Annotated in this window: 15 protein-coding genes; 10 read left to right on the top strand and 5 right to left on the bottom strand. The window is 66.6% G+C overall.

Annotated elements, in window-relative coordinates; translation table 11 throughout:
- Positions 1–151: 151 nt before the first annotated feature.
- The gene (locus NG900_RS14010) at positions 152–1,168 is read left to right on the top strand and encodes an AraC family transcriptional regulator (protein ID WP_252681322.1); all 1,017 of its coding nucleotides are present in this window, start codon (positions 152–154) and stop codon (positions 1,166–1,168) included.
- On the opposite strand, the gene NG900_RS14005 is transcribed toward NG900_RS14010, so the two are convergent.
- The 3 genes from NG900_RS14005 to NG900_RS13995 are packed head-to-tail and all read right to left on the bottom strand — an operon-like array spanning position 1,144 to position 4,768.
- Positions 1,144–2,076 carry a LysR family transcriptional regulator gene (locus NG900_RS14005; RefSeq protein ID WP_252681319.1) on the bottom strand — a complete coding sequence of 311 codons (933 nt, stop codon included), beginning with the start codon at positions 2,074–2,076 and terminating at the stop codon, positions 1,144–1,146. The genes NG900_RS14010 and NG900_RS14005 overlap by 25 nt on opposite strands.
- Positions 2,077–2,084: 8 nt before the next feature.
- On the bottom strand, positions 2,085–4,307 hold the full coding sequence (locus NG900_RS14000; RefSeq protein ID WP_252681317.1) for a xanthine dehydrogenase family protein molybdopterin-binding subunit: 2,223 nt from the start codon (positions 4,305–4,307) through the stop codon (positions 2,085–2,087).
- Positions 4,304–4,768, bottom strand: a complete 465-nt coding sequence (locus NG900_RS13995; RefSeq protein ID WP_252682141.1) for a (2Fe-2S)-binding protein — start codon at positions 4,766–4,768, stop codon at positions 4,304–4,306. Before NG900_RS13995 ends, NG900_RS14000 begins: the two co-directional genes overlap by 4 nt.
- A 135-nt stretch (positions 4,769–4,903) precedes the next feature.
- On the opposite strand from NG900_RS13995, the gene NG900_RS13990 reads away from it, so the two are divergent.
- From NG900_RS13990 to NG900_RS13955, 8 genes are all read left to right on the top strand, one after another.
- Positions 4,904–5,797: a LysR family transcriptional regulator gene (locus NG900_RS13990; RefSeq protein ID WP_252681315.1), complete on the top strand. Its 894-nt coding sequence runs from the start codon at positions 4,904–4,906 to the stop codon at positions 5,795–5,797.
- 261 nt (positions 5,798–6,058) lie between these two features.
- Positions 6,059–6,970: an amidohydrolase family protein gene (locus NG900_RS13985; RefSeq protein ID WP_252681313.1), complete on the top strand. Its 912-nt coding sequence runs from the start codon at positions 6,059–6,061 to the stop codon at positions 6,968–6,970.
- Positions 6,971–6,998: 28 nt separating this feature from the next.
- Positions 6,999–7,922, top strand: coding sequence for an amidohydrolase family protein (locus NG900_RS13980; RefSeq protein ID WP_252681312.1), 924 nt, complete (start codon positions 6,999–7,001; stop codon positions 7,920–7,922).
- Positions 7,923–7,984: 62 nt separating this feature from the next.
- Entirely contained in the window at positions 7,985–9,376 is a 1,392-nt protein-coding gene (locus tag NG900_RS13975) for a UbiD family decarboxylase (RefSeq protein ID WP_252681309.1), read from the top strand.
- Positions 9,373–10,014: a UbiX family flavin prenyltransferase gene (locus tag NG900_RS13970; RefSeq protein WP_252681306.1), complete on the top strand. Its 642-nt coding sequence runs from the start codon at positions 9,373–9,375 to the stop codon at positions 10,012–10,014. The genes NG900_RS13975 and NG900_RS13970 overlap by 4 nt, the downstream gene beginning before the upstream one ends.
- Positions 10,011–11,111, top strand: coding sequence for a CobW family GTP-binding protein (locus NG900_RS13965; RefSeq protein WP_252681304.1), 1,101 nt, complete (start codon positions 10,011–10,013; stop codon positions 11,109–11,111). Before NG900_RS13970 ends, NG900_RS13965 begins: the two co-directional genes overlap by 4 nt.
- Before the next feature lie 72 nt (positions 11,112–11,183).
- Positions 11,184–12,527, top strand: coding sequence for a nucleobase:cation symporter-2 family protein (locus tag NG900_RS13960; RefSeq protein ID WP_252681302.1), 1,344 nt, complete (start codon positions 11,184–11,186; stop codon positions 12,525–12,527).
- 19 nt (positions 12,528–12,546) lie between these two features.
- Positions 12,547–13,935, top strand: coding sequence for an amidohydrolase family protein (locus tag NG900_RS13955; RefSeq protein ID WP_252681300.1), 1,389 nt, complete (start codon positions 12,547–12,549; stop codon positions 13,933–13,935).
- Between the two features lie 172 nt (positions 13,936–14,107).
- Here NG900_RS13955 and cphA (NG900_RS13950) read toward each other — a convergent pair whose 3' ends face one another.
- Positions 14,108–16,687 (bottom strand): cyanophycin synthetase, encoded by a 2,580-nt coding sequence (gene cphA / locus NG900_RS13950; protein WP_252681298.1) that lies wholly within the window; start codon positions 16,685–16,687, stop codon positions 14,108–14,110.
- Between the two features lie 30 nt (positions 16,688–16,717).
- Complete coding sequence (gene cphA, locus NG900_RS13945) at positions 16,718–19,396, bottom strand: cyanophycin synthetase (RefSeq protein WP_252681296.1); 2,679 nt, start codon at positions 19,394–19,396, stop codon at positions 16,718–16,720.
- Positions 19,397–19,673: 277 nt separating this feature from the next.
- On the opposite strand from cphA (NG900_RS13945), the gene NG900_RS13940 reads away from it, so the two are divergent.
- Positions 19,674–21,983 (top strand): cyanophycin metabolism-associated ABC transporter, encoded by a 2,310-nt coding sequence (locus NG900_RS13940; RefSeq protein WP_252681294.1) that lies wholly within the window; start codon positions 19,674–19,676, stop codon positions 21,981–21,983.
- The last annotated feature ends 4 nt before the right edge of the window (positions 21,984–21,987 follow it).

The following is a 21,987-nucleotide window of genomic DNA, read 5'->3' as shown; positions in this document are numbered from 1 at the left end:
AGGCAGGCGCCTTACACTGTGCAGCCCGCGGCGCATGTCTTCGATGGAGAAAAAGTGTAGGCACGCAGCCCGCCCGCTTCGATGCCCGTCACGATCAACTTGCGTGAGCGCATTTGCCATGCCCCGAGAGAATTCGCCTCTTGCCACGACGATGAAGAACAACGAGAAAGGGACCGTCTCCGTCAGCCTCGTCAACGAGGCCGTCGCCCGCGCACGCGCGCACGGCGTTGACATGCAGCCCATCATGGCGGCAGCCGGCATCCCGCCGCAGATGCTGGCGCAGCCGCGCAGCCGCGTGTCATCCGCGCAGTACGGCGCGCTGTGGGCCGGCATTGCGCAGGCGATGGACGACGAGTTCTTCGGGCAGGACGCCCACCCCATGCGCTGGGGCAGCTTCGTGGCGATGACCCAGGCGGCGCTCACCGCCCGTACGGGCAGACAGGCACTCGCGCGGGCCACGGGTTTCCTGCGGCTGGTGCTGGATGATCTGCACGTGCGGATCGACGAGGATGCGCAGCGGGTGCGCCTGGTGTTTGTGCACCGCAAGGGCACACGTGTGCCGCCGATGTTCACCTACGCCACGTGGCTCATCATGGTGTACGGGCTGGTCTGCTGGCTGGTGGGGCGGCGCATTCCGCTCATCGCGGCACGCTTTCGCTGTGCGGCACCGCAAGACGCGCAGGAATACCGCCTGATGTTCTGCGACGACATGGCGTTCAAGCACGATGCGTCGTACGTCGACCTCTCCCCCGGTTTTCTCGAGTTGCCGGTCATCCAGACCGCCGCGTCCATCAAGACCTTCCTGCGCGATGCGCCGGGCAGCTTCATCGTCAAGTACCGCAACCCGGATTCATTCGCGGCGCGCGTGCGCAAGGTGCTTCGCAACCTGCCGGTGACGAGCTGGCCGGCATCGGACGCGATGGCGCTCAAGCTGAACGTGGCCGAGGCCACCATGCGCCGCCGCCTGAAACTCGAGGGCCACACGTATCAGTCGATCAAGGATGACTTGCGGCGCGATATCGCCATCGGCCAGTTGCAGGACACACACCGCACGATTGCCGACATTGCGGTCGCCGTGGGCTTTGCGGAACCGAGCGCGTTCCACCGCGCCTTCCGCAAATGGACGGGCATGCGGCCGACGGACTACCGGCTGGCCGGCTCGGACTGAGCTTCCGGGGGAATGTCGCGGGCCGCACCCGTGCCGCTCACCTCTCGCAGCGTTTCCAGAAAGGCCCTGAGCACCGGCGAGGCATCATCCACACGATAGTGGACGTAGAGCGGCACGGCGGGCAGCGCCGGCGTCAGCGGTTTGAAGACCACACCCGGCGGCGCCAGATGCGCCATCGCCCCAGGCAACAGCGCCACGCCAAAGCCGGCGCTCACCAAGGCCAGCATGGTCTGCACCTCGGTCACCTGCTGGCGCACCAGCGGCGCAAAGCCAGCCTGGATGCACAGATGCATCAGGTGCTCGGCAAAACGCGAACGCTTGGACTCGAACGCGACGAACGGCTCGCCGGCAAAATCGCCGAGCGCGAGCGTGGCCTCGCCGGCCAGCCGGTGCGTGGCCGGCACTGCCATCACGAGCGGATCGTGCTGCAACAGTTCGCTGCGCACGGCGGGGTCTTCATGGCCGAGGCGGAAGATGCACGCATCGATGCGGCGTTCCTTGAGTGCCGCGAGTTGCGCGGCCGGCGTCATCTCCTTGAGGCGCCATTCAACGCCGGGAAAGCGCTCGCGAAACTGGCGCAGCGCCTCGGGCAGCAGGCCCACCATCACCGAGCTGATCATGCCGATCTCCAGCTCGCCCACCTGGCCGCGGCCAGCCTGCCGCGTGAGATCGAGCGCGCGGTTGAGCTGCTCGAACACCAGCGGCGCCTGCTCCTTGAGCGTGCGCCCGGCGGCCGTCAGCTCCACGCGATGGTGGCTGCGCACGAACAGCGGCGTGCCGATCTCGTCTTCCAGCAGGCGGATCTGCTGGCTCAGCGGCGGCTGCGACATGAACAGGCGCGCCGCCGCACGGCCGAAGTGCAGTTCGTCGGCCAGGACCGAGAAGTAGCGCAGCAGGCGGATGTCCACGGTATGCGCTACGCCTGCAGGTCGAGCTTGAACGGCGTCTCGCGCTGGCGCTTGCCGGTCAGTCGGAAGATGGCGTTGGCAATGGCGGGGGCCACCGGCGGATTGGCCAGTTCGCCCACGCCGCCCGGCTTGTCGCGGTTGCCATCAATGACGACGATCTCGATGGCCGGCATGTCCGACATGCGCATCACGGGGTAGTCGTGGAAGTTGCTCTGCTTCACGGCCCCGCCCTGGATGTCGATGCGATCGAACAGCGCATGGCCCAGCCCCCACATCAGGCCGCCGTAAAGCTGCTCTTCCACGCCGGAGCGCGAAACCGCCAGGCCGACGTCCGCCACGCAGGTGAGCTTCTCCACCACCACTCGGCCATCCTTGCGGGCCACCTGGGCCACCACGGCGATGTAGCTGTCGTAGGCCTGGTGCGTGGCGACGCCCAGTGCGTGCCCGTGCGCTGCCTTGCCCCACCCGGCACGCTGTGCGGCGACGCGCAACACCTCAACATGGCGTGGCCGGTCGGCCATATGCGCAATGCGGAAGTCCACCGGATCGCGCTTGGCCGCCGCGGCCAGTTCGTCCATGAAGCTCTCGGTGGCGAACACGTTGGGGATGAAGCTGACCGCCCGGTACCAGCCCGTCGGGATGCCCGTTTCGTGGCGCACCCAGCCGATGTCCATGTGGTTGGCGCGGTACGGAAAATCCCACTTCGAGATGGCCTCGGTGGTGCTGTAGTCCATGCGATCGGGGCGATCGAAGTAGCCAGGCTCCCACTGCTCGGGCGAGGCGGGCGACACCGCGCGGATACGCAAGGCATCGAGCCGGCCCTGCGCGTCGAGCGCGCCTTCCAACTGGTGATACGTGGCGGGGTGGCCGTACAGCGCGCGCATTTCGTCTTCGCGGCTGTTCATCAGCTTGATGGGCACGCCGGTCTTCTTGGCCAGGTAGCTGACCTCGAACAGCCAGTACTTGCTCTCGCGCGCGCCAAAGCTGCCGCCCGACACCATCTCGTGCAACACCACCTTGTCGCGCGGCAGGCCGCAGATCGTCTCGGCGGCTTCCATTGCAGTGGACGGCACCTGGATGCCGCCCCAGTACTGGATCGCCCCGTCCTTCAACCACGCGGTGATGTTGACCGGCTCCAGCGGGTTCTGCTGCTTGTAGGGCATGCGGTAGGCCGCGTTGAGGCGCTTGGCGCCGTGCGCGATCGCCACGTCCGTGTTGCCGGCCTGCACGGTAGGCACCACGCGTGCCTTGCCACTGGCGAGCCACGCGGCTTGATGTTGCGCAACGTGGCTGCTGTCGAAATCCGCGAAGGCGCTGTCGTCCCACTCGACCTTGAGCGCGGCGCGTCCCTTGTTGGCCGCCCAATAGTCGTCGGCCAGCACAGCCACGCCTTCCTGGTTGCCGCCCAGCACATCCGTGCGCAGCGGGATCGTGATGACCTGGCGCACGCCGCGCACCTTCAGAGCTTCAGTGCTGTCGACATGCCGCACGCGCGCGCCGGGCATCGGCGCGCGCTGTACCACCGCCACCAGCATGCCGGGCAATGTCACGTCGATGCCATATTGGAAACGGCCGCTGGCCTTGGCCGCCGCGTCGCGCTTGTGACGCAGCTTGCCGATGTATTTGAAGTCCGCCGGGTTCTTGAGCGGCACATTGGCCGGCGCGGGCAAGCGAGCGGCCGCATCAGCCAGTTCGCCGTAGGTAGCCTTGCGGCCGTCGGCCTGGCAGATGACGGTGCCGTCCACCGTGCTGCAGTTGGCGACCGGCACGCCCCAGCGTTGCGCAGCCGCGCTCACGAGCATCGCGCGCGCCGTGGCGCCGGCCTGCCGCAGCCGTGCATATTCGAGCGACACGCTGGTGCTGCCGCCGGTGGAATACACCTTCCAGATCGGATGGATGTAGTCCTGGAAGAACGGGTGCTCCGGCGTGATGACGGCAATGCGCATCGGGTCTACGTCCAGCTCTTCCGCCACGCAGGCGGCCAGGGCAGTTTGCGTGCCGGTGCCGGAATCATGCTTGTGCACGACGATCTTGACCGTGTTGTCCGGCAGTACGCGCACCCAGGCGTTGGGCTCGAACTCGCCTGCGGCGGCATCCTTGCCGGCGGCCAGCGCATCAGGCAGGCGAAAGCCGACCGCCAGTCCCGCCGTCAGCAGCGCGCTCTGCTGCAGGAAGCGGCGGCGCGACGGTACGTCGAGCATCGGCGCATGAGGTTCACGCGGCGCGCTCATGCCTTGCCTCGCTCGTCGGCGGCACGCTTGATGGCCTGGCGGATGCGGCCGTAGGTGCCGCAGCGGCAGATGTTGCCGGCCATGGCATTGGTGATGGCTTCGTCGTTGACGGGGCCGCCGGAGGCCAGCAGCGCCGCCGCCGACATGATCTGCCCCGACTGGCAATAGCCGCACTGCGGCACGTCTTCAGCCACCCAGGCGCGCTGCAGCGGGTGCGTGCCATCCTTCGAGAGCCCTTCGATGGTGGTGATCTTGTGCCCAACCGCCACCGACGCGGGCGTGATGCAGGCGCGGACGGGCGCGCCGTCCAGGTGGACCGTGCAGGCCCCGCAAAAGCCGCCACCACAGCCGAACTTGGTGCCGGTCAGCTTGAGCCGATCGCGCAGCACCCACAGCAGGGGCATGTCGGCGTCGGCATCATCCAGCGGGTGCGGGGTGCCATTGACCAAAATGTCGGTCATCATTGTCTCCTCCGGGAACAGGCCGTCTGATGCGGCCGCTTCTGGGCTGCAATATGACGCCGCGCCCCCATGCCCGGCCAGCGATGATTTCTGCCAACCCGTGTAAGTCGAACTAACAACCCAGCCAAGGCCGCCATGTACAAGCGTTATCCGTCGATCCAGTCGATGCATGCCTTCCTGCAGGCCGCCCGCACCGGTAGCTTTACCAAGGCCGCGCAGCAGCTGGACCTGACGCACAGCGCCATCAGCCAGCAGATCCGCTCGCTGGAGGAGTTCATCGGCCAGCCGCTGTTCGTGCGCGAGGCCGGCGGCATCGTGCTGACCGACGCCGGCCAGCTCTTCGCCAGCATGCTCACCGACGGCTTCGGGCAGGTGGACCGGGCGCTGTCTTCGGTGCGCAACCGGCGCGTGCCGCAAACCCTCATCGTCGATGTCGACAGCGAGCTGGCGCAGGGCTGGCTGAATGCGCGGCTGCCGCAGTTGCTCGCGGCGCTGCCGGGCTATCAGGTGATGTTCCTGTCCACCACGCGCGGCGAGCGGCCCTCGTTCGAGCGCGTGGATGTGTCGTTGCGCTACGGCTACGGCGAATGGGATGACTGCGAGATGGCGCTGATCTGTGGCGACCACGTCACCGCCGTAGCGGCGCCTGCCCTCTTGGAGCGGCATGGCGTGCAGGTGCCGATGGCGCCGTCGGCCATGATGGCGTTGCCGCTGCTGGGCTACACACGCCGCTCGTGGATTCCTTGGCTCGACGCGGCCGCACAGGAGCCGCTGGAGCCAGCCGTGGTGGCCGCCTTCGACAACGCGGCCAACATGGTGTCAGCGGCCGAGGCCGGCATCGGCGTGGCGCTGGTGCGCGGCCTGCTGGCCGCCGATGCGCTGCAGCATGGCCGCCTCGTTCAGTTGACCGATGTGACCATCCCCGCGCACTACAACCTCTATGCCGTCTGGCAACGCGGCCAGGGCGAACGTGCCCGAGCCGTGGTGAATGCCGTGCAGCAACTCGCGCGCGACACGCTGGGCGGCTGAGCCGCCGCTTTTCTCCTTCCGCTCCTTCCCGCCCGCTTGCCGCGCTCTTGCCGATATCGGCAACGTATCAAGACCGCCGCCAAATAGTATTGGCCGGCCCCCGCCCCCGACTCCGATACTGCGCCCCAAGCAGCACGCATCCGGCATCACGCGATCCGGCGAGGGGAAGGCACACGCCTAGCAAGAGCGCCGCGCTGCAGGACGTGCCTGCCCTCACCGGGAAGCCATCACGCTTCCTCCCAGTCATCAGGAGATCCAACGATGATCATCGACATCAGCTGCTACCCCACCGACCTGGTGGACCTCGCGTGGTGGCACGACGGCGACCCCTTCACCGGCGAGCGCCTGCTCGAAATGATGGACGGCCCCTACATGATCAACGGCAAGCCACGCCGTATCGACAAGGCCTTCATCCAGCCGCCGCAGGGCAACACCATCTATACGTGGACGGACGGCGAGCTCACGGGCCGCGAGTCCATCGACGCCTACATGGCGTACACCCTCAAGATGGTGCAGACGTACCCCGACCGCTTCCTGGGCTGCTTCGTCTACAACCCGCGCTGCGGCGTGCAGAACGGCGTGGAAGCCATCGAGCGCTACGTCAAGGAGCACGGCTTCAAGATGGTCCAGATGCAGGCCAACATGCACGCCTACCGGCCCGACCGCGCACTGGACTGGGTGATACCGGCCTTCGAGAAATGCGCCGAGCTGGGCGTGCCCGTCAAGCTGCATACCGGTGACGGCCCCTACAGCATCCCGTCGGAATGGATTCCGATGATCAAGCGGTTCCCGAACGTCGATTTCATCATGGCGCACTTCGGTGTGCAGACCGGCGGTGTGTACGTGTTCGAGCCGATGCAGTGGGCGATGGAGCTGCCCAACGTGTACTGCGAATCGGGCTGGTGCCTGCAGTCGCGCATCGTCGAATTCGCCAAGGTACTGCCCAAGCACAAGATCCTGTTCGGCACCGACACGCCGCCCAACGAGCCCGGCATGTGGCTGCGCCTGCTGGAAGTGCTGTGCATGGACCCGCCGCAGGGCCTGAACCTCGACGAAGACACGCTCGAGGATTACCTGGGCAACAACATCGCCCGCATGATCGGCCTGGAGCCGACCCGTCCGCCCAAGACCGTGGCCGAAGCCGAAGCGCAGCTCGCGCTGGCTGTCGCCTGAGCCACCGCAGACCGCACGGAGCGCACACATGATTATCGATACCCATCTGCACCCGACCAACCTCGTCGACGAGGCCTGGCGCCACACCGGCACGCCGTTCAACGGCGAGCGCATGATCCAGCTGATGGACGGCCCCTACATGATCAACGGCAAGCCGCGCCGCATCGACATGGGCTTCATCCAGCCGCCGCCGGGCAACACCGGCTACCGCGACGGCAACCGCCGTGGCCGCGAGGGCATTCGCGACTACATGTCGTACATCGCCGAGCTCACGCAGAAGTACCCCGACCGCTTCATCGGCAACTTCACCTTCAACCCGCGCTGGGGCCCGGAAAACGGCGCGGCGGAGCTGGAATTCCACATCAAGGAATACGGCTTCAAGATGGTCAAGCTGCACGCCAACATGCACGGCTACCGCCCCGACCGCGCACTGGACTGGCTGCGCCCGGCCATGAAGGTCTGCGCCAAGTACAACATCGTGGTGCTGATCCACACCGGCGACGGCCCGTACACCATCCCGACAATGTTCTACCCGATCATCCGCGAGTTCCCGATGGTGAACTTCATCATCGGCCACTTCGGTATCCAGACGGGCGGCAACTACTCGTTCGAGGCGTTCTGGATGGCGATGGACACGCCCAACGTGTACTGCGAATCGGGTTGGTGCTTCCAGTCGCGCATCGTTGAATTCGCGAAGCAGCTGCCGCGCGACAAGATCGTCTTCGGCACCGATTCGCCGCCCAACGAGCCGGGCATGTGGCTGCGCGAGCTGGAGGTGCTGTGCTCGGCGCCGCCGCAGGGGCTGGGCATCGACGAAGACCACCTCGAAGACTATCTGGGCAACAACATTGCGCGACTGGTCGGCATCGAGCCCACCAAGCCGCCCAAGGACCTGGCCGAGGCGGAACTGCGCCTGAAGTCGACCTACGTCCAGACAGCAGAAGCGGCCTGAGCGCCGATCCCGCGGGCGCCGCGCCTCAGTGGTGTGGGCGCCCGCCTCTAGCGAGGTGTGCCATGAGCATGACCCGGCTTGGCGAAGGCCAGGACTTCCACGTCTTCGCCAATCTCTATCGCGAGCTGTATCCGGATGATGTGCTGACCCTGCGTAGCGGCGTTTCCGCCGACCAGGATGTCACCGCCGTCATCGACCAGCTTGCTGCGCGCAACCGGAACCCCATGCTGGTCTGCGAGCGGGTCAGCGGCCTGCAGGTGCCGCTGGTCACCAATGTCTTTGCCTCGCGGTCACGGCTGGCGCGGTTGTTCGACGTGCCGCCGCAGCAACTGCACGATGCCTTCCAGGCGCGTGCCAACGCCCCCATCGCACCGCGTGTCGTTTCACACGGGCCCATCACCGACGAGGTGATCGAGGGCGATGCGGTGGACGTTGCGCTGCTGCCGATGATCAAGCACTTCGAGAGCGACCGCGCCCCCTACGTCACCAACGCCATCATCGTGGCCGAAGACCCGGTGACGGGCGTGGCGAACATGAGCTACCACCGCTCGATGCGACACGCACGCAACGCGCTGGCCACCAGCCTGCACTCGCGCGGGCACCTGTGGCGCATGCTGCAAGCCGCCCGCGAGCGCGGCGACGTGCTGCGCGTGGCGATGGTGGTGGGCGCGCATCCGCTGTTCATGCTGGCCGCTGCGGCGCGCCTGCCCTTCGGCGCCGACGAACGCGCCGTGGCCGGTGGCCTGCTGGGTGCGCCGCTCGATATCGTGCGCACGCCGCGCTACGGCATCGGCGTGCCGGCGGCCGCCGAGTTCGTGCTCGAGGGCACCATCGACCCGGCAGCCTATGCGGAAGAAGGTCCGTTCGGCGAATTCACCGGCTATTCGTCAGACCGCTCCACCAACAACGTGCTGCGCATCGATTCGTTGATGCGCCGGCGCGATGCGTGGCTCGTCGACGTGGTAGGCGGCCAGTACGCCGAGCACCTGACGCTGGCCCGCCTGCCACGCGAGGCCGAGATGAGCGAGAAGCTCAAGGCGCGCTTCCCCTCGGTGACGGCACTGCACTACCCCAACTCGGGCACGCACTTCCACTGCTACGTGGCGCTCAACCCGACACGTGACGGTGAAGCACGCCAGATCATGCTGGCCCTGCTCGGCTGGGACCCGTACCTCAAGACCGTAATCGCCGTCGATTCGGACATCGATCTGCAGCAGGACGAGCAGGTGCTGTGGGCCATGGCCACGCATTTCCAGCCGCATCAGGATCTGTTCATGATCGATGGCCTGCCGGGCAGCCCGCTCGATCCGTCGTCGTCGGTACACGGCACGACCTCGCGCATGGGCATTGATGCCACGCGCGGCGCCGGCTTCGAAGGCATCCGCGCGCGCCTCGATCCGGCCGTCATCGCGCGGGCGGGCGAGATCCTTCGTCAGGCAGGGGTGCAATCATGATTGGCCGCCATCTCCGTCCCGCTGCGCCGCCGCGCATGGTGGTCGGCATCAGCGGGGCGTCGGGCTTCATCTACGGCGTGCGCCTGCTGGAGCTGCTGCGGGCGCTGGAGGTGGAAACGCACCTCGTCGTCACGCGGTCCGCCTTGCTGACGATGACGCACGAAACGCCGTACAAGCTGGCCGACGTGATCGACCGCGCCACGCATTACCACCGGGCAGACGACATGGCCGCCGGCATTGCCAGCGGATCGTTTCGCGCGCTCGGGATGATCGTGGCGCCGTGTTCGATGAAATCGCTGGCGGAAATCGCCACCGGTGTCTCGTCGACGCTGCTGACCCGCGCAGCGGATGTCACGCTCAAGGAGCGCCGTCCGCTGGTACTGATGGCGCGCGAGACGCCATTCACGCTTGCACACCTGCGCAACATGCAGGCCGTCACGGAGATGGGCGCCATCGTCGCCCCGCCCGTGCCGGCCTTCTATGCGCGACCCAATACGTTGGACGACATGATCGACCACACCCTCGGCCGCGTACTCGACCTCTTCGGGCTCGATGCCGGCACCGCCCTGCGTTGGGGCGAAGAAGCCTTACCTACCCTAGTCCGTACCCCACCCACGCTCGACAAGGAGATCGCATGACCTCGCACACCACGGCGCACGCCCACCTGCCCGGCCCGAACACCAAGATTCCGGTCACCATCCTGACCGGCTTCCTGGGCGCCGGCAAAACCACGCTGCTCAACACCATCCTGCGCGAAAACCACGGCCGCAAGATCGCCGTGATCGAAAACGAATTCGGCGAGGTCGGCATCGACGGCGGCCTCGTGATGGCCTCCGAAAACGAAGAGATCTACGAGATGGTCAACGGCTGCGTGTGCTGCACGGCCGAAGTGCGCGAAGACCTCGTGCGCATCGTGCGCCAGCTCGTCGCACGGCCCGAGCGGCTTGACCACATCCTGGTGGAAACCAGCGGCCTGGCCGATCCGTACCCGGTGGCGCAGTCGTTCTTCATCGACGACCCGATCGCCGAGCACGTGGAGCTGGATGCCATCGTCACCATGGTCGACGCCAAGCACATCGGCGCGCATCTGGACGACCTGCAGCTCGACGGCGTCGACAACCAGGCCGTCGACCAGATCGTCTGCGCAGACCGCATCGTCATCAACAAGATGGACCTGGTGGACGCAGGTGCCATCGACGCGCTGCGCGGGCGCATCCGAGGTTTGAACGCCACGGCCGACATCGTCACCTCCAGCTATGCGGAGATCGACCTGGACAAGATCATCGGCGTGGGCGCCTTCGAGGCCACGCAGAAGCTGCTGGAGATCGGCGCCGATGCTGACCATGGCGAGCACCACGATCATGACCACCATGATCACGACGAACACGACCACGATCATGAGCACGCCCATGCCGACGCGCATGACCACCAGCACGATCCGAGCGTCAGCTCAGTGGGCTTTGACGTGCCCGCTGACGTGGACCTCGCCCGCTTCCACGCCTGGATCGAAACCCTGCGCAACGCGCAAGCGGAAACACTGTTCCGCATGAAGGGCATCCTGGCTGTGCAGGGACAGTCACAGCGCTACGTGCTGCAGGGCGTGCACAGCCTCATCGACTTTCGCGCGACGCAGCCCTGGGGCAACGAAGCGCGCAGCAGCAAGATCGTCTTCATCGGCCGCAACCTTGATCGTGCGGCCCTGCAGGACGGTTTCAACGCGTGTCTGGCGAGATGACCATGCCATGACACTCCATTGACCCGACGGCGGCCACTGGCACGCCTCGGGCATCACAATCAGGAGACAACCATGACAGCAACCGTACACCCGGTCGACCAGATTTTGTCGACCCGACAGATGTTGACGCTGGGCTTGCAGCATATGGCGGTGTCGTACATCGGCGCCATCGCGGTGCCGTTGATCATTGCATCGGCGCTCAAGATGTCGCAGGCGGACACCATTGTCCTCATCAGCACAACGTTGTTCTGCTCGGGCATCGCCACGCTGCTGCAGACCATCGGGTTCTGGAAATTCGGGGTACGGTTGCCGATCCTGCAGGGGGTCGCGTTCAGCAGCGTAGGGCCGGTCATCGCCATCGGCACCAACCCTGCCGTGGGTTTCGCGGGCGTGTGCGGTGCGGTCATCACGGCCGGGCTGTTTACGCTGCTCGCCGCACCGCTGGTGGGGCGGCTGCGGCGATTTTTTCCACCGGTGGTCACGGGCTGCATCGTGACCGTCATCGGCCTGCAGCTCTTTCCGGTCGCCTATGACTGGGTGGGCGGCGGGCGCAACGCCGGCAACTTCGGTGCGCCGCTGTACCTGATGGTCGCGGTCATCGTCGTGCTCACCATCCTCCTCATCAACCGCTTCGGCACCCCGCTGCTGCGCAATCTTGCTGTGCTGATCGGCATGATCGTCGGCACGCTGCTCGGCTACGCCCTGGGCATGGGCGACTTCCACGGCGTGGCAGATGCGCCGTGGGCCACGCTGCCCGTACCGTTCCACTTCGGGATGCCCATCTTTGCCCTGGTGCCTGCGCTGACCATGATCGTGGTGATGATCGTGCAGATGGTGGAATCGATGGGCCTGTTCCTGGCCATCGGCGACATCGTCGAAAAGCCCATCCACGAGGAAGAAGCCATCAACGGCCTGCGTGCCAACGGCCTGGCCAGCGCCATTGCCGGCATGTTCGCGGCCTTCCCGTTCATCGCCTTCATGGAAAACGTCGGCCTGGTGGTGCTCACCGGCGTGCGCAGCCGCTGGGTGGTGGCCGTGAGCGGCGTGCTGATGTGCCTGGTGGCGCTGGTGCCCAAGGCCGGCGCCGTGATTGCCGCAACGCCTCCGGCCGCGCTGGGCGGTGCCGGTATCGCCATGTTCGGTGTGGTGGCTGCCGCGGGCATTCAGACGCTGGCGCGCGTGGACTATGAAGAAAACCGCTACAACGTGCTGATCGTGGGCTTCACGATTGCTGCCGCGCTGATCCCCGTGCTCGCCCCGGCGCTGTTCAAGCAGATGCCCGACTGGGCGCAGCCGTTCCTGCACAGCGGCGTGGTCATCGCCTGCCTGGTGTCGGTGGCGCTGAACCTGCTGCTCAACGGTACCGAAGAAGCGCACGTGCCATCCAACATCGTGCGCACGGCTGGCCGTGCCTGACTTTCCACCGGACACCTCCATGCACAACACGCCGCAAGACATCCTGATCCGCCGCCCCATGGCGGTCATGACCGGCCTGCGCGGTGACGCCGCGCGCGCGGGCGCCGTCGACATCCGCATCGCCGGCGGCCGCATCGCCGAAATGGGCCCCGACCTCATGCCCCGCCCCGGCGAGCGCGTGATCGACGCCAGCGACTGCCTCGTCTACCCGGGCTGGATCAACACGCACCATCATCTGTTCCAGAACCTGCTCAAGGCCGTGCCGGAAGGCATGAACCAGGACCTGCAGGGGTGGCTCGCCAGCGTGCCGTATCCGCGCCTGCCGCTGTTCACGCCGGCGCTGATGCGCACTGCCGCGCGCCTGGGCATGGCAGAGTTGCTGCTGTCGGGCGCCACCACGTGTGCCGATCACCACTACCTCTATCACGCCGGCGGCAGCACCGAGTCGGGCGACATGCTGTTCGACGTGGCCGACGAGTTCGGCATGCGCTTTGTACTGTGCCGCGGTGGCGCCGTTGAATCGGCCAGCAGCCACCCGGGTTTCTCGAAGACGGCGCTGCAGCCCGAGACGTTCGACCAGATGGTGGCCGACATCGAGCGGCTCAAAAATCGCTATCACGACGAGGCCCCTGACGCGATGCGCCGCGTGGTGGTCGCCCCGACCACGCCCACGTTCTCGTTGCCGCCGGCCCTGCTGGCGGAAATGGCGCACGTGGCACGCGCGCTGAACCTGCGCATGCACACGCACCTGTCAGAAACCGACAACTACGTGCGCTTCTGCCGCGAGAAGTACAACTGCCTGCCGGTCGAGTTCGTCGCCGAGCACGAGTGGCTGGGGCCGGACGTCTGGTTCGCGCACATGGTGCACCTGCAGCCCGGAGAGATCCGCATGCTCGCGCAAACCGGCACGGGTATCGCGCACTGCCCTGTCAGCAACAGCCGGCTGGGCAGCGGCATCGCACCGGTGCCGCAAATGGCCGCGGCCGGCGTGCCGGTGTCGCTGGGGGTGGATGGCGTGGCGTCGAACGAATCGGGCAGCATGACCGGCGAAGTCAACACCACCTGGCTGATCCACCGTGCCGCACAGGGCGCCAGCGCCACCACGGCCGAAGACGTCATCCATTGGGCCACGGCCGGCGGTGCGCGCGTGCTGGGCCTGGGCGAAGTCGGCACGCTGCAAGTCGGCCAAGCGGCCGATCTGGTGCTCTACGACATCAACCACCCGCGCTTCTACGGCTTCCACGACCCGGCGCTCGCGCCGGTGGCGGCCGGCGAGCCCATCACCGTGCGCACCAGCATCATCGCTGGCCGCGTGGTGGTGGACGAAGGTGTGGTGTGCGGGCTGGATGTGGCAAGCATCCGCGCCGAGGCCAGCCAGGGCGTGGCGGATCTGATGGCGTGTGCCTGATGGATCAGGTGCCGAGCCGCTACGCCATGTGTGTCGCAGAAGCGTTCTCCGGCACGCATGGCGCGGCGCTCGACGCCGAATGGTGCACTCGTGGTTTCATCCCCTGCCGGGCACGAAACGGGGATGGACCACAAAAACAAAACCCCGGCGATCACTCAACCGGGGTTCCAACTCATTCAGCAACGCGCTTAGCAATATGCTCCAGCGCCTCCTCCACCTGATCAATCAAGATCAAGCAAAGATCACCAGGCTGCAACCGCCCCAACGCCGTATCGATAGCCAGAAACTCACCGCGAATCTCATCAATGCGGCTAGTGCGTTGCGCCCCCTGCAGCCCTTCACGCAGCAGCGCTAACACTTCACCATCCTCACGGCCACGCTGGCACTGATCCTCATACAGCACGACGTCATCAAACACACCGCCGAGGATCTGCGTCTGCTTGCGGATGTCCTCGTCACGACGATCGCCCGCACCGCTGATCACCACCGACCGGCGCTGCGCCGGCATGGTGGCCACGGCGTTGCACAGCGCCTGGATGGCATCCGGGTTGTGGCCGTAATCCGCAATCAGCGTAGCGCCCTTGTAGTCGAACAGGTTGAAGCGCCCCGGCGCCGTGGCGGCATCGTTCACGAACGTGGCCAACCCGCGGCGGATGACCGCCCAGTCGATGCCCAGCGCCCACGCTGCGGCAATCGACGACATCGCGTTCTCGACCTGGAAACCGATCGTGCCGTTGCGCGTGAGCGGAATGTCGGCCAGTGCGATGCGCGTTTCGCGCATTTCCGTATTGCTGCCTTCGGTGGCCACGATCTCGCCGCCATCGACAAACACCACGCGCTTGCCCTGAGCGCGGTGCAGTGCCATGGTCGGCAGGCTAGCGTCCTGCGCGAAGAAGGTGACGGAGCCGGGGCACCCGTCGGCCATGCGCGCGACCATCGGGTCAGCGGCGTTGAGCACGGCCATGCCGTGCGGCGCCACGTTCTGCACGATCACGCTCTTGAGCACGGCCAAGTCCTCGACCGTGCTGATGTAGTTCAGGCCCAGGTGGTCGCCCTCGCCCACGTTGGTCACCACGGCCACGTCGCAACGGTCGAAGGCCAGGCCCTCGCGCAACAGGCCGCCGCGCGCGGTTTCGAAGACGGCAGCGTCCACGTCCGGATGCATCAGCACGTTGCGCGCGCTGCGCGGGCCGCTGCAGTCGCCGGTGTCGATGCGCTGGCCTCGGATATACACGCCGTCGGTGCCGGTCATGCCCATGCGCAGGCCACTTGTGGCCAGCAAATGCGTGATCAGGCGCACCGTCGTCGTCTTGCCGTTGGTGCCGGAGACCGCCACCACAGGGATGCGGCCGTCATCGCCGTCGGCAAACATCGTCGAGACGATGGCTTCGCCCACTGCGCGACCCTTGCCGTACGACGGCTGCAGGTGCATGCGCAGGCCAGGCGCGGCATTCACCTCGACGATGCCGCCGGCCTGGTCCTCGAACGGCTTGAGCATCGTTTCGCACACGGCGTCCACGCCGCAGATGTCGAGGCCGACCATCTGCGCGGCTGCCACGGCGCGTGCGGCGATGGCCGGATGGACGTCGTCGGTCACGTCGGTCGCGCTGCCACCGGTGGAAAGGTTTGCGTTGTTGCGCAAGACCACGCGCGTGCCCTTGGGCGGCACGGCGTCGGCAGAGAGGCCCTGCTTGGCAAGCGTGGCCAGCGCGATGTCGTCAAAGCGGATCTTGGTGAGCGATGTGGCATGCCCTTCGCCGCGGCGCGGGTCACGGTTCACTTCGTCGACCAGCTCACGCACGGTGTGCTTTCCATCGCCGATGACTTGCGGCGGGTCGCGGCGCGCAGCCGCCACCAGATGCTTGCCCACCACGAGCAGGCGGAAATCGTGGCCCGGGATATAGCGCTCGACGATCACGTCCGATGAAATGTCGGCTGCTACCTCGTAGGCCGTCATCACTTCTTCGCGGGTGCGGATGCGCACCGCCACGCCCTTGCCCTGGTTGCCGTCGCGCGGCTTGACCACCACCGGGCCGTTGATTTCCTGCGCGGCTTCCCAGGCCTCTTCGGCGCTGGTGACGGAACGGCCGAGCGGCACCGGCACGCCGGCCGCGTGCAGCAGGGTCTTGGTCAGATCCTTGTCCTGCGCGATGGACTCGGCCACGGCGCTGGTCATGTCAGTCTCGGCGGCCTGGATGCGGCGCTGCTTGCTGCCCCAGCCAAACTGCACCATCGACCCCTGCGTCAGCCGGCGGTATGGAATGCCGCGCGCCACGGCCGCATAGACGATGGAACCGGTGCTCGGCCCCAGGCGCACGTCTTCGTCGAGCTCGCGCAGGCGATGCAGCGCGTCGTCCAGATCGAACGGCAGGTCGTCGCGCGCGGCCAGGCAGAGCTGGCCGGCCAGCTCGAACGCCAGTCGCCCGACCTCCTCTTCGCTGTATTCGACCACCACCTGGTAGGTGCCGGGTTCGAGCGTGGGCTCGGTGTGGCCAAAAGTCACCGGGCAGCCCGCAGCGGCCTGCAGGCCGAGTGCGGCGGCTTCCAGTGCATGCGCCATCGATGGCGCATCGGCTTCGTCGTCCGGGCGCAGCGGACCGATGGCCGGGAAGCGCGCCCGCAGGCGATCTTCAAAGCCCGGCAGTTCGGTCAGCAGGAGCGAATGATCCGAACACGCCACGATGGCTTCGATGGCCGTGTGACGACACCAGAGATTCGGGCCGCGCAGGGCGCGGATACGAGAGACTTCCATACAGTCGGCTTTCCGTTGTGCTTGTGGGGTTCAGGCGCGCTGTTCCGCGCGGCCCATCCACTGGTGTACCTGTTCGACGGTGGCCTCGATCGCGCATTCGTCGCCTTGCAGGACCAGCAGATCACCGGCCGCGAGCTGCGACAGGGCCGCTTCCACGGCATCCCGGCGCTTGCCTCCGTCGACCACGATCTCGGCCACGCGGCCCCCAGCCTGCAGCCCTTGCTTGAGCAGCGCGTGCGCCTGCGCCTCGGACTGCTCGCGCTGGACGCTCGTGTCTTCGCACAGGAGCACGCGGTCGAAGGCCTGGCCGATGGCGGTGCCCTGCGCCACGAGGTCTTCGTCGCGGCGTTGCAGGCCGGCGCCGAACACCAGCGTGCGGCGCTTGGCCGGGAAGTGTTCCAGCGCGCCAGCCAGTGCCTCGAGTGCCGATGCGTTGTGCGCGTCGTCCACCACGATCGTGGCGCCGCTGTGCTGGAACAGCGTGAAGCGGCCCGGCACGTCCACCTGGCCCACGTCGAACGTGACAATGCCGGCGCGGATCAGGTCATTCGAAATGCCCAGCGCCCAGCCGGTGGCCACGGCGGCCAGCACGTTCTCGACCTGGAACGGCACGCGGCCGCCGTAGGCGAGCGGGATGGCCGACACGTCGGCAAGCGCCACTTCACTCGCGCCGGTGGCGAGCACCACCTTGCCGTCACGCACAAACACAGCGCGCTTGCCCGCAGCGCGGTGCGCAGCAATGGCGGGCAGGTCGCCCGACAAGGCGAAGAAGATCACCTCGCCGTCGCACAGCTCGGCCATCTCGACCAAGCGCGCGTCGGCGGCGTTGAGTACACCCACGCCGGTTTTCAGCACCACGTCGATCTGCGTGCGCAGGACGCTATACATGCGGTCGTCGTCTTCGACGTAGAAATCGCCCAGGTGGTCCGGCTTGCCGAAATTGGTGACCACACCGACCTGGCAGCGGTCATACGGCAGCCCCTGCGAGAGGATCATGCCGCTATCGCTTTCGAATACGGCGGCTTCCACCGCGCGGTTCATCAGGATGCGGTGGCAGGCATCCCAGGCAGCGCGGTCGCCGCGGCGCCCGCCTTGGTGCCCAGCTTCAACCTGGCGTCGGTCCAGGAACAGGCCGTCGCTGCAGCCCAGGCCCGTGTGCTTGCCCGACAGCTGCAGCAGTTGCGCCACCAGCTTGGCGACCACGGTCTTGCCGTTGGTGCCCGTGATGCCGACGATGGGAATGCGGCCACTGTCTTGTTCCCCCCCTTGCGCGCCATCCTTGTCGGAGAACAGGTGATCGACAATCGCGCGGCCCACGGGGCGCGGTTCGCCCTCGGCCGGTCGGATATGCATCAGCAGGCCCGGCCCGGCGTTGACTTCCACGATGGCGCCCCGCTGTTCGTCCAGCGGGCGCGAGATGTCTTCGGCCACGAGGTCTACACCGGCAATGTCCAGACCGACCACCCGCGCCGCCAGCGACGCATGGGCCGCCACGCTCGGATGCACACGGTCGGTCACGTCAAAGGCGACGTTGCCGTTGCGCTGGATCAGCACGGTGCGGCCAGCGGGCGGCACGGCGCTGCCGTCGGCATAGCCCTGGCGCTTGAGTTCCAGCAGAGCGGCGGAATCCAGGCGCACGGGGTTCAGCGGATGCTCTTCGGTGGGACCACGGCGCGGGTCGGCGTTGATCTGCGATTCGATCAGGGCGTCGATGGTGGAGGTGCCATCGCCCACGACCGAAGCCGTCTCGCCCATGGCCGCCGCCGCCACGCGGCCCCCCACCACCAGCAGGCGGTGTTCGTTGCCGGAGACGAAGCGCTCGACGATCACGCCGTTGCCCTCCTCAATGGCCACGGCGTAGGCGGTTTCCACCTCTTCGCGCGTCATCAGGTTCGTGAACACGCCACGGCCGTGGTTGCCGTCGTACGGCTTGACCACCACCGGCACGCCGATGTCTTCGGCGGCGTCCCAGGCGTCTTCGGCGCTGTCGACCATGCGGCCTTCCGGCACAGGCACGCCGCACGATTGCAGCAGGCTCTTGGTCAGGTCCTTGTCGCGCGAGATGGATTCGGCGATGGCGCTGGTGCGATCGGTCTCGGCCGTCCAGATGCGGCGCTGGCGCGCGCCGTAGCCGAGCTGCACAAGGTTGCCGTCGGACAGGCGAATCGACGGAATACCGCGCTCCGTAGCGGCGTCGACGATGCATGCCGTGCTGGGGCCGAGGCAGTGCTCTTCCACCAGGTCGCGCAAGCGTTCGACGGTCGCATCCACATCGTAGGGGCGGTCTTCAATGGCGGCCATGACCAAGTCCCGCGCGGCCGCCAGCGCAGCGCGCGTCACCTGTTCGTGCCAGGCACGGACGATGACCTTGTACACGCCGCGGACCGGGGTCTCGCGCGCCTTGCCGAAACCGCCCGGCATGCCGGCCAGGTTCTGCAGCTCCAGGGTGACGTGCTCCAGGATGTGGCCGGGCCACGTGCCTTCCTGCAGGCGCATCAGGAAACCGCCGCGCACGCCGGGGCTGCAGCGATGCTCGATCAGCGTGGGCAGCCATGTCGACAGGCGTTCGTAAAACCCGGGAATCGTGTTGGAGGGGAAATCCTCCAGTTCACCAATGTCGACCCATGCCTCCAGCACAGGCCGATATGTCCACATATTCGGGCCGCGCAGCGACATGACATCGAGAATCTCAATGTCCTTCTTCTTCATCGAATTTGCTTGGAAAGCAGTGGGCGAAACGCCCGAGAAATCGGAGCCTAACCTTTCAATAACGTTACAACGGCGTTGGCGTTGACCTCTTGAGCTGGAAGCTCGTTGTGCAGCGCGTCAAACGCCGGGGTCGCGCGGCTATGTATACTTGCGAGCAAAATTTTGGGCCGCCAGACGCGCGACCCGCACCATTGCTCCGATTTATGTTCGTCCTTTTCCCGTTTTGGGCTGTTTTTGGGGCCATTTGGACGCGCTTTTTGAGTTCTTTGCGCCGATCATGACCCAGTCCTCCCCGACGTCCGTCCCCGCTACCGAGCCCATCCGGGCCCCCTGGAGTGCCGAGCTCGACACGAGCCTCGCTCCTGAGGAAACCGTCCTGGCCGGACTGCAGCTGGATCTGGACGCAAGGCTGCATTTTACCCAAGGGTGGCTGGTTGTTACGAATCGCCGCCTGATCGGGCGCGCCCCCGGCGAGAAGGACTTGCAAAGCTGGGACATCGTCCCCGGCATGACGCTATCGCACACCGACCATGCCGGCGTGGGCACGCTGGAGCTGACTGACGGCCGGCGCCGCCTTGCCAGTTGGCGCTACACGCTGGGCCACAACACCGACGCCCTGCGGCTGGCCGACGTGTTCGAAGCGCGCCGCAACGCCTTGACCGAGGGCGCACCCGCCACGCAGGTCGACGACGACGTCTGCCCGACCTGCAAGGCGCCGCTGCCGCCCGGCGAAGACACCTGCCCACAGTGCAGCCGCGAGCTGGAGCAACCGCCGTCCACGTGGGCGCTGCTGCGCCTGTGGCGCTTCGCCCGGCCGTACCAGTGGGAATTGGCGGCCGGCTTCGCCCTGCTGCTGCTCGGCACCGCCGCTACGCTGGTGCCGCCGTACCTGACCATGCCGCTGATGGACAACGTGCTGATCCCGTTCCAGAACGGCAAGCCGGTCGATTACAGCCTGGTCGCGCTTTACCTTTCGGGCCTGTTCGGTGCCGCACTGGTGGCGTGGGCGCTGGGCTGGGCGCGCACCTACCTGCTGGCGCGCGTGTCCGAGCGCATCAGCGCCGACCTGCGCACCACCACGTACGAGCACCTGCTCAAGCTGTCGCTCGAATACTTCGGCGGCAAGCGCACCGGCGACCTGATGGCGCGCATCGGCTCCGAGAGCGACCGGATCAGCGTATTCCTGTCATTGCACCTGCTCGACTTCGCCACCGACGTGCTGATGATCGCGATGACGGCGGTGATCCTGGTGTCGATCGACCCGTGGCTGGCGCTCGTCACGCTGGTGCCGCTGCCCTTCATCGCGTGGATGATCCACCTGGTGCGCGACCGCCTGCGCCACGGCTTCGAGAAGATTGACCGGATCTGGTCGGAAATCACCAACGTGCTGGCCGATACGATTCCGGGCATCCGCGTGGTCAAGGCGTTCGCGCAGGAAAAGCGCGAAGTCACGCGCTTTGCCGAGGCCAACAAGCACAACCTGGCCATCAACGACCGCGTCAACTCGGTGTGGTCGATGTTCAGCCCGACGGTGACGCTGCTGACCGAGATCGGCCTGCTTGTGGTGTGGATCTTCGGGATCTACCAAGTCAGCCACAGCGCCATCACCGTGGGTGTGCTGGTGGCGTTCCTGACTTATATCAGCCGTTTCTATACGCGGCTGGATTCGATGAGCCGTATCGTGTCGGTCACGCAGAAAGCCGCGGCCGGCGCCAAGCGGATCTTCGACATCCTCGACCACGTGTCGAGCGTGCCGGAGCCCGCCAAGCCCACGCACCTGGAGAAGGTGAATGGCGCGATCGAGCTGCGCGATCTGGGCTTCCGCTACGGCAACCGGGCGGTGATCCGCGGCCTGAACCTGTCGATCCAGCCAGGCGAGATGATCGGCCTGGTGGGCCACAGCGGCTCTGGCAAGAGCACGCTCGTCAACCTGATCTGCCGTTTCTACGATGTATCGGAAGGCGCGATCCGGGTGGACGGTGTCGACATCCGCTCGCTGCCCATCTCGGAATTCCGCCGCAACATCGGCCTCGTGCTGCAGGAGCCGTTCCTGTTCTTCGGCACGATTGCGGACAACATCGCCTACGGCAAACCCGATGCCACGCGCGAAGAGATCGTTGCCGCCGCGCGCGCTGCGCACGCACACGAGTTCATCCTGCGCCTGCCACACGGCTACGATTCGCTGGTGGGCGAACGTGGCCAAGCGCTCTCAGGCGGCGAGCGCCAGCGCATTTCGATTGCCCGTGCGCTGCTCATCAACCCGCGCATCCTGATCATGGACGAGGCCACGTCGTCGGTGGATACGACCACCGAGAAAGAAATCCAGAAGGCGCTCGACAACCTCGTGCAGGGCCGCACGACCATTGCCATTGCGCACCGTCTGTCGACACTGCGCAAGGCTGATCGCCTGGTCGTCATGGACCGCGGCCAGATCGTCGAGGTGGGCAACCACGATGAACTGCTCGCGCGCGAAGGGGCGTACTACAAGCTGTATCAGGCGCAGGCCCGCAATGTCGATGCCGACAGCGACATGACGAGCGATGGCGAGCGCGTGGACGCCGCCGAGCCCGCCTACGCACAGTCATGATGAT

This window comes from Ralstonia soli, assembly GCF_023955655.1.
Classification (GTDB): domain Bacteria; phylum Pseudomonadota; class Gammaproteobacteria; order Burkholderiales; family Burkholderiaceae; genus Ralstonia; species Ralstonia soli.
This window is presented reverse-complemented; position numbering and strand designations above follow the sequence as displayed.

Coding starts and splice junctions, on each gene's coding strand:
- NG900_RS14010 (WP_252681322.1), top strand. CDS start 152: ATGAAGAACAACGAGAAAGGGACCGTCTCCGTCAGCCTCGTCAACGAG.
- NG900_RS14000 (WP_252681317.1), bottom strand. CDS start 4,307: ATGAGCGCGCCGCGTGAACCTCATGCGCCGATGCTCGACGTACCGTCG.
- NG900_RS13995 (WP_252682141.1), bottom strand. CDS start 4,768: ATGACCGACATTTTGGTCAATGGCACCCCGCACCCGCTGGATGATGCC.
- NG900_RS13990 (WP_252681315.1), top strand. CDS start 4,904: ATGTACAAGCGTTATCCGTCGATCCAGTCGATGCATGCCTTCCTGCAG.
- NG900_RS13985 (WP_252681313.1), top strand. CDS start 6,059: ATGATCATCGACATCAGCTGCTACCCCACCGACCTGGTGGACCTCGCG.
- NG900_RS13980 (WP_252681312.1), top strand. CDS start 6,999: ATGATTATCGATACCCATCTGCACCCGACCAACCTCGTCGACGAGGCC.
- NG900_RS13975 (WP_252681309.1), top strand. CDS start 7,985: ATGAGCATGACCCGGCTTGGCGAAGGCCAGGACTTCCACGTCTTCGCC.
- NG900_RS13970 (WP_252681306.1), top strand. CDS start 9,373: ATGATTGGCCGCCATCTCCGTCCCGCTGCGCCGCCGCGCATGGTGGTC.
- NG900_RS13965 (WP_252681304.1), top strand. CDS start 10,011: ATGACCTCGCACACCACGGCGCACGCCCACCTGCCCGGCCCGAACACC.
- NG900_RS13960 (WP_252681302.1), top strand. CDS start 11,184: ATGACAGCAACCGTACACCCGGTCGACCAGATTTTGTCGACCCGACAG.
- NG900_RS13955 (WP_252681300.1), top strand. CDS start 12,547: ATGCACAACACGCCGCAAGACATCCTGATCCGCCGCCCCATGGCGGTC.
- cphA (WP_252681298.1), bottom strand. CDS start 16,687: ATGGAAGTCTCTCGTATCCGCGCCCTGCGCGGCCCGAATCTCTGGTGT.
- cphA (WP_252681296.1), bottom strand. CDS start 19,396: ATGAAGAAGAAGGACATTGAGATTCTCGATGTCATGTCGCTGCGCGGC.
- NG900_RS13940 (WP_252681294.1), top strand. CDS start 19,674: ATGACCCAGTCCTCCCCGACGTCCGTCCCCGCTACCGAGCCCATCCGG.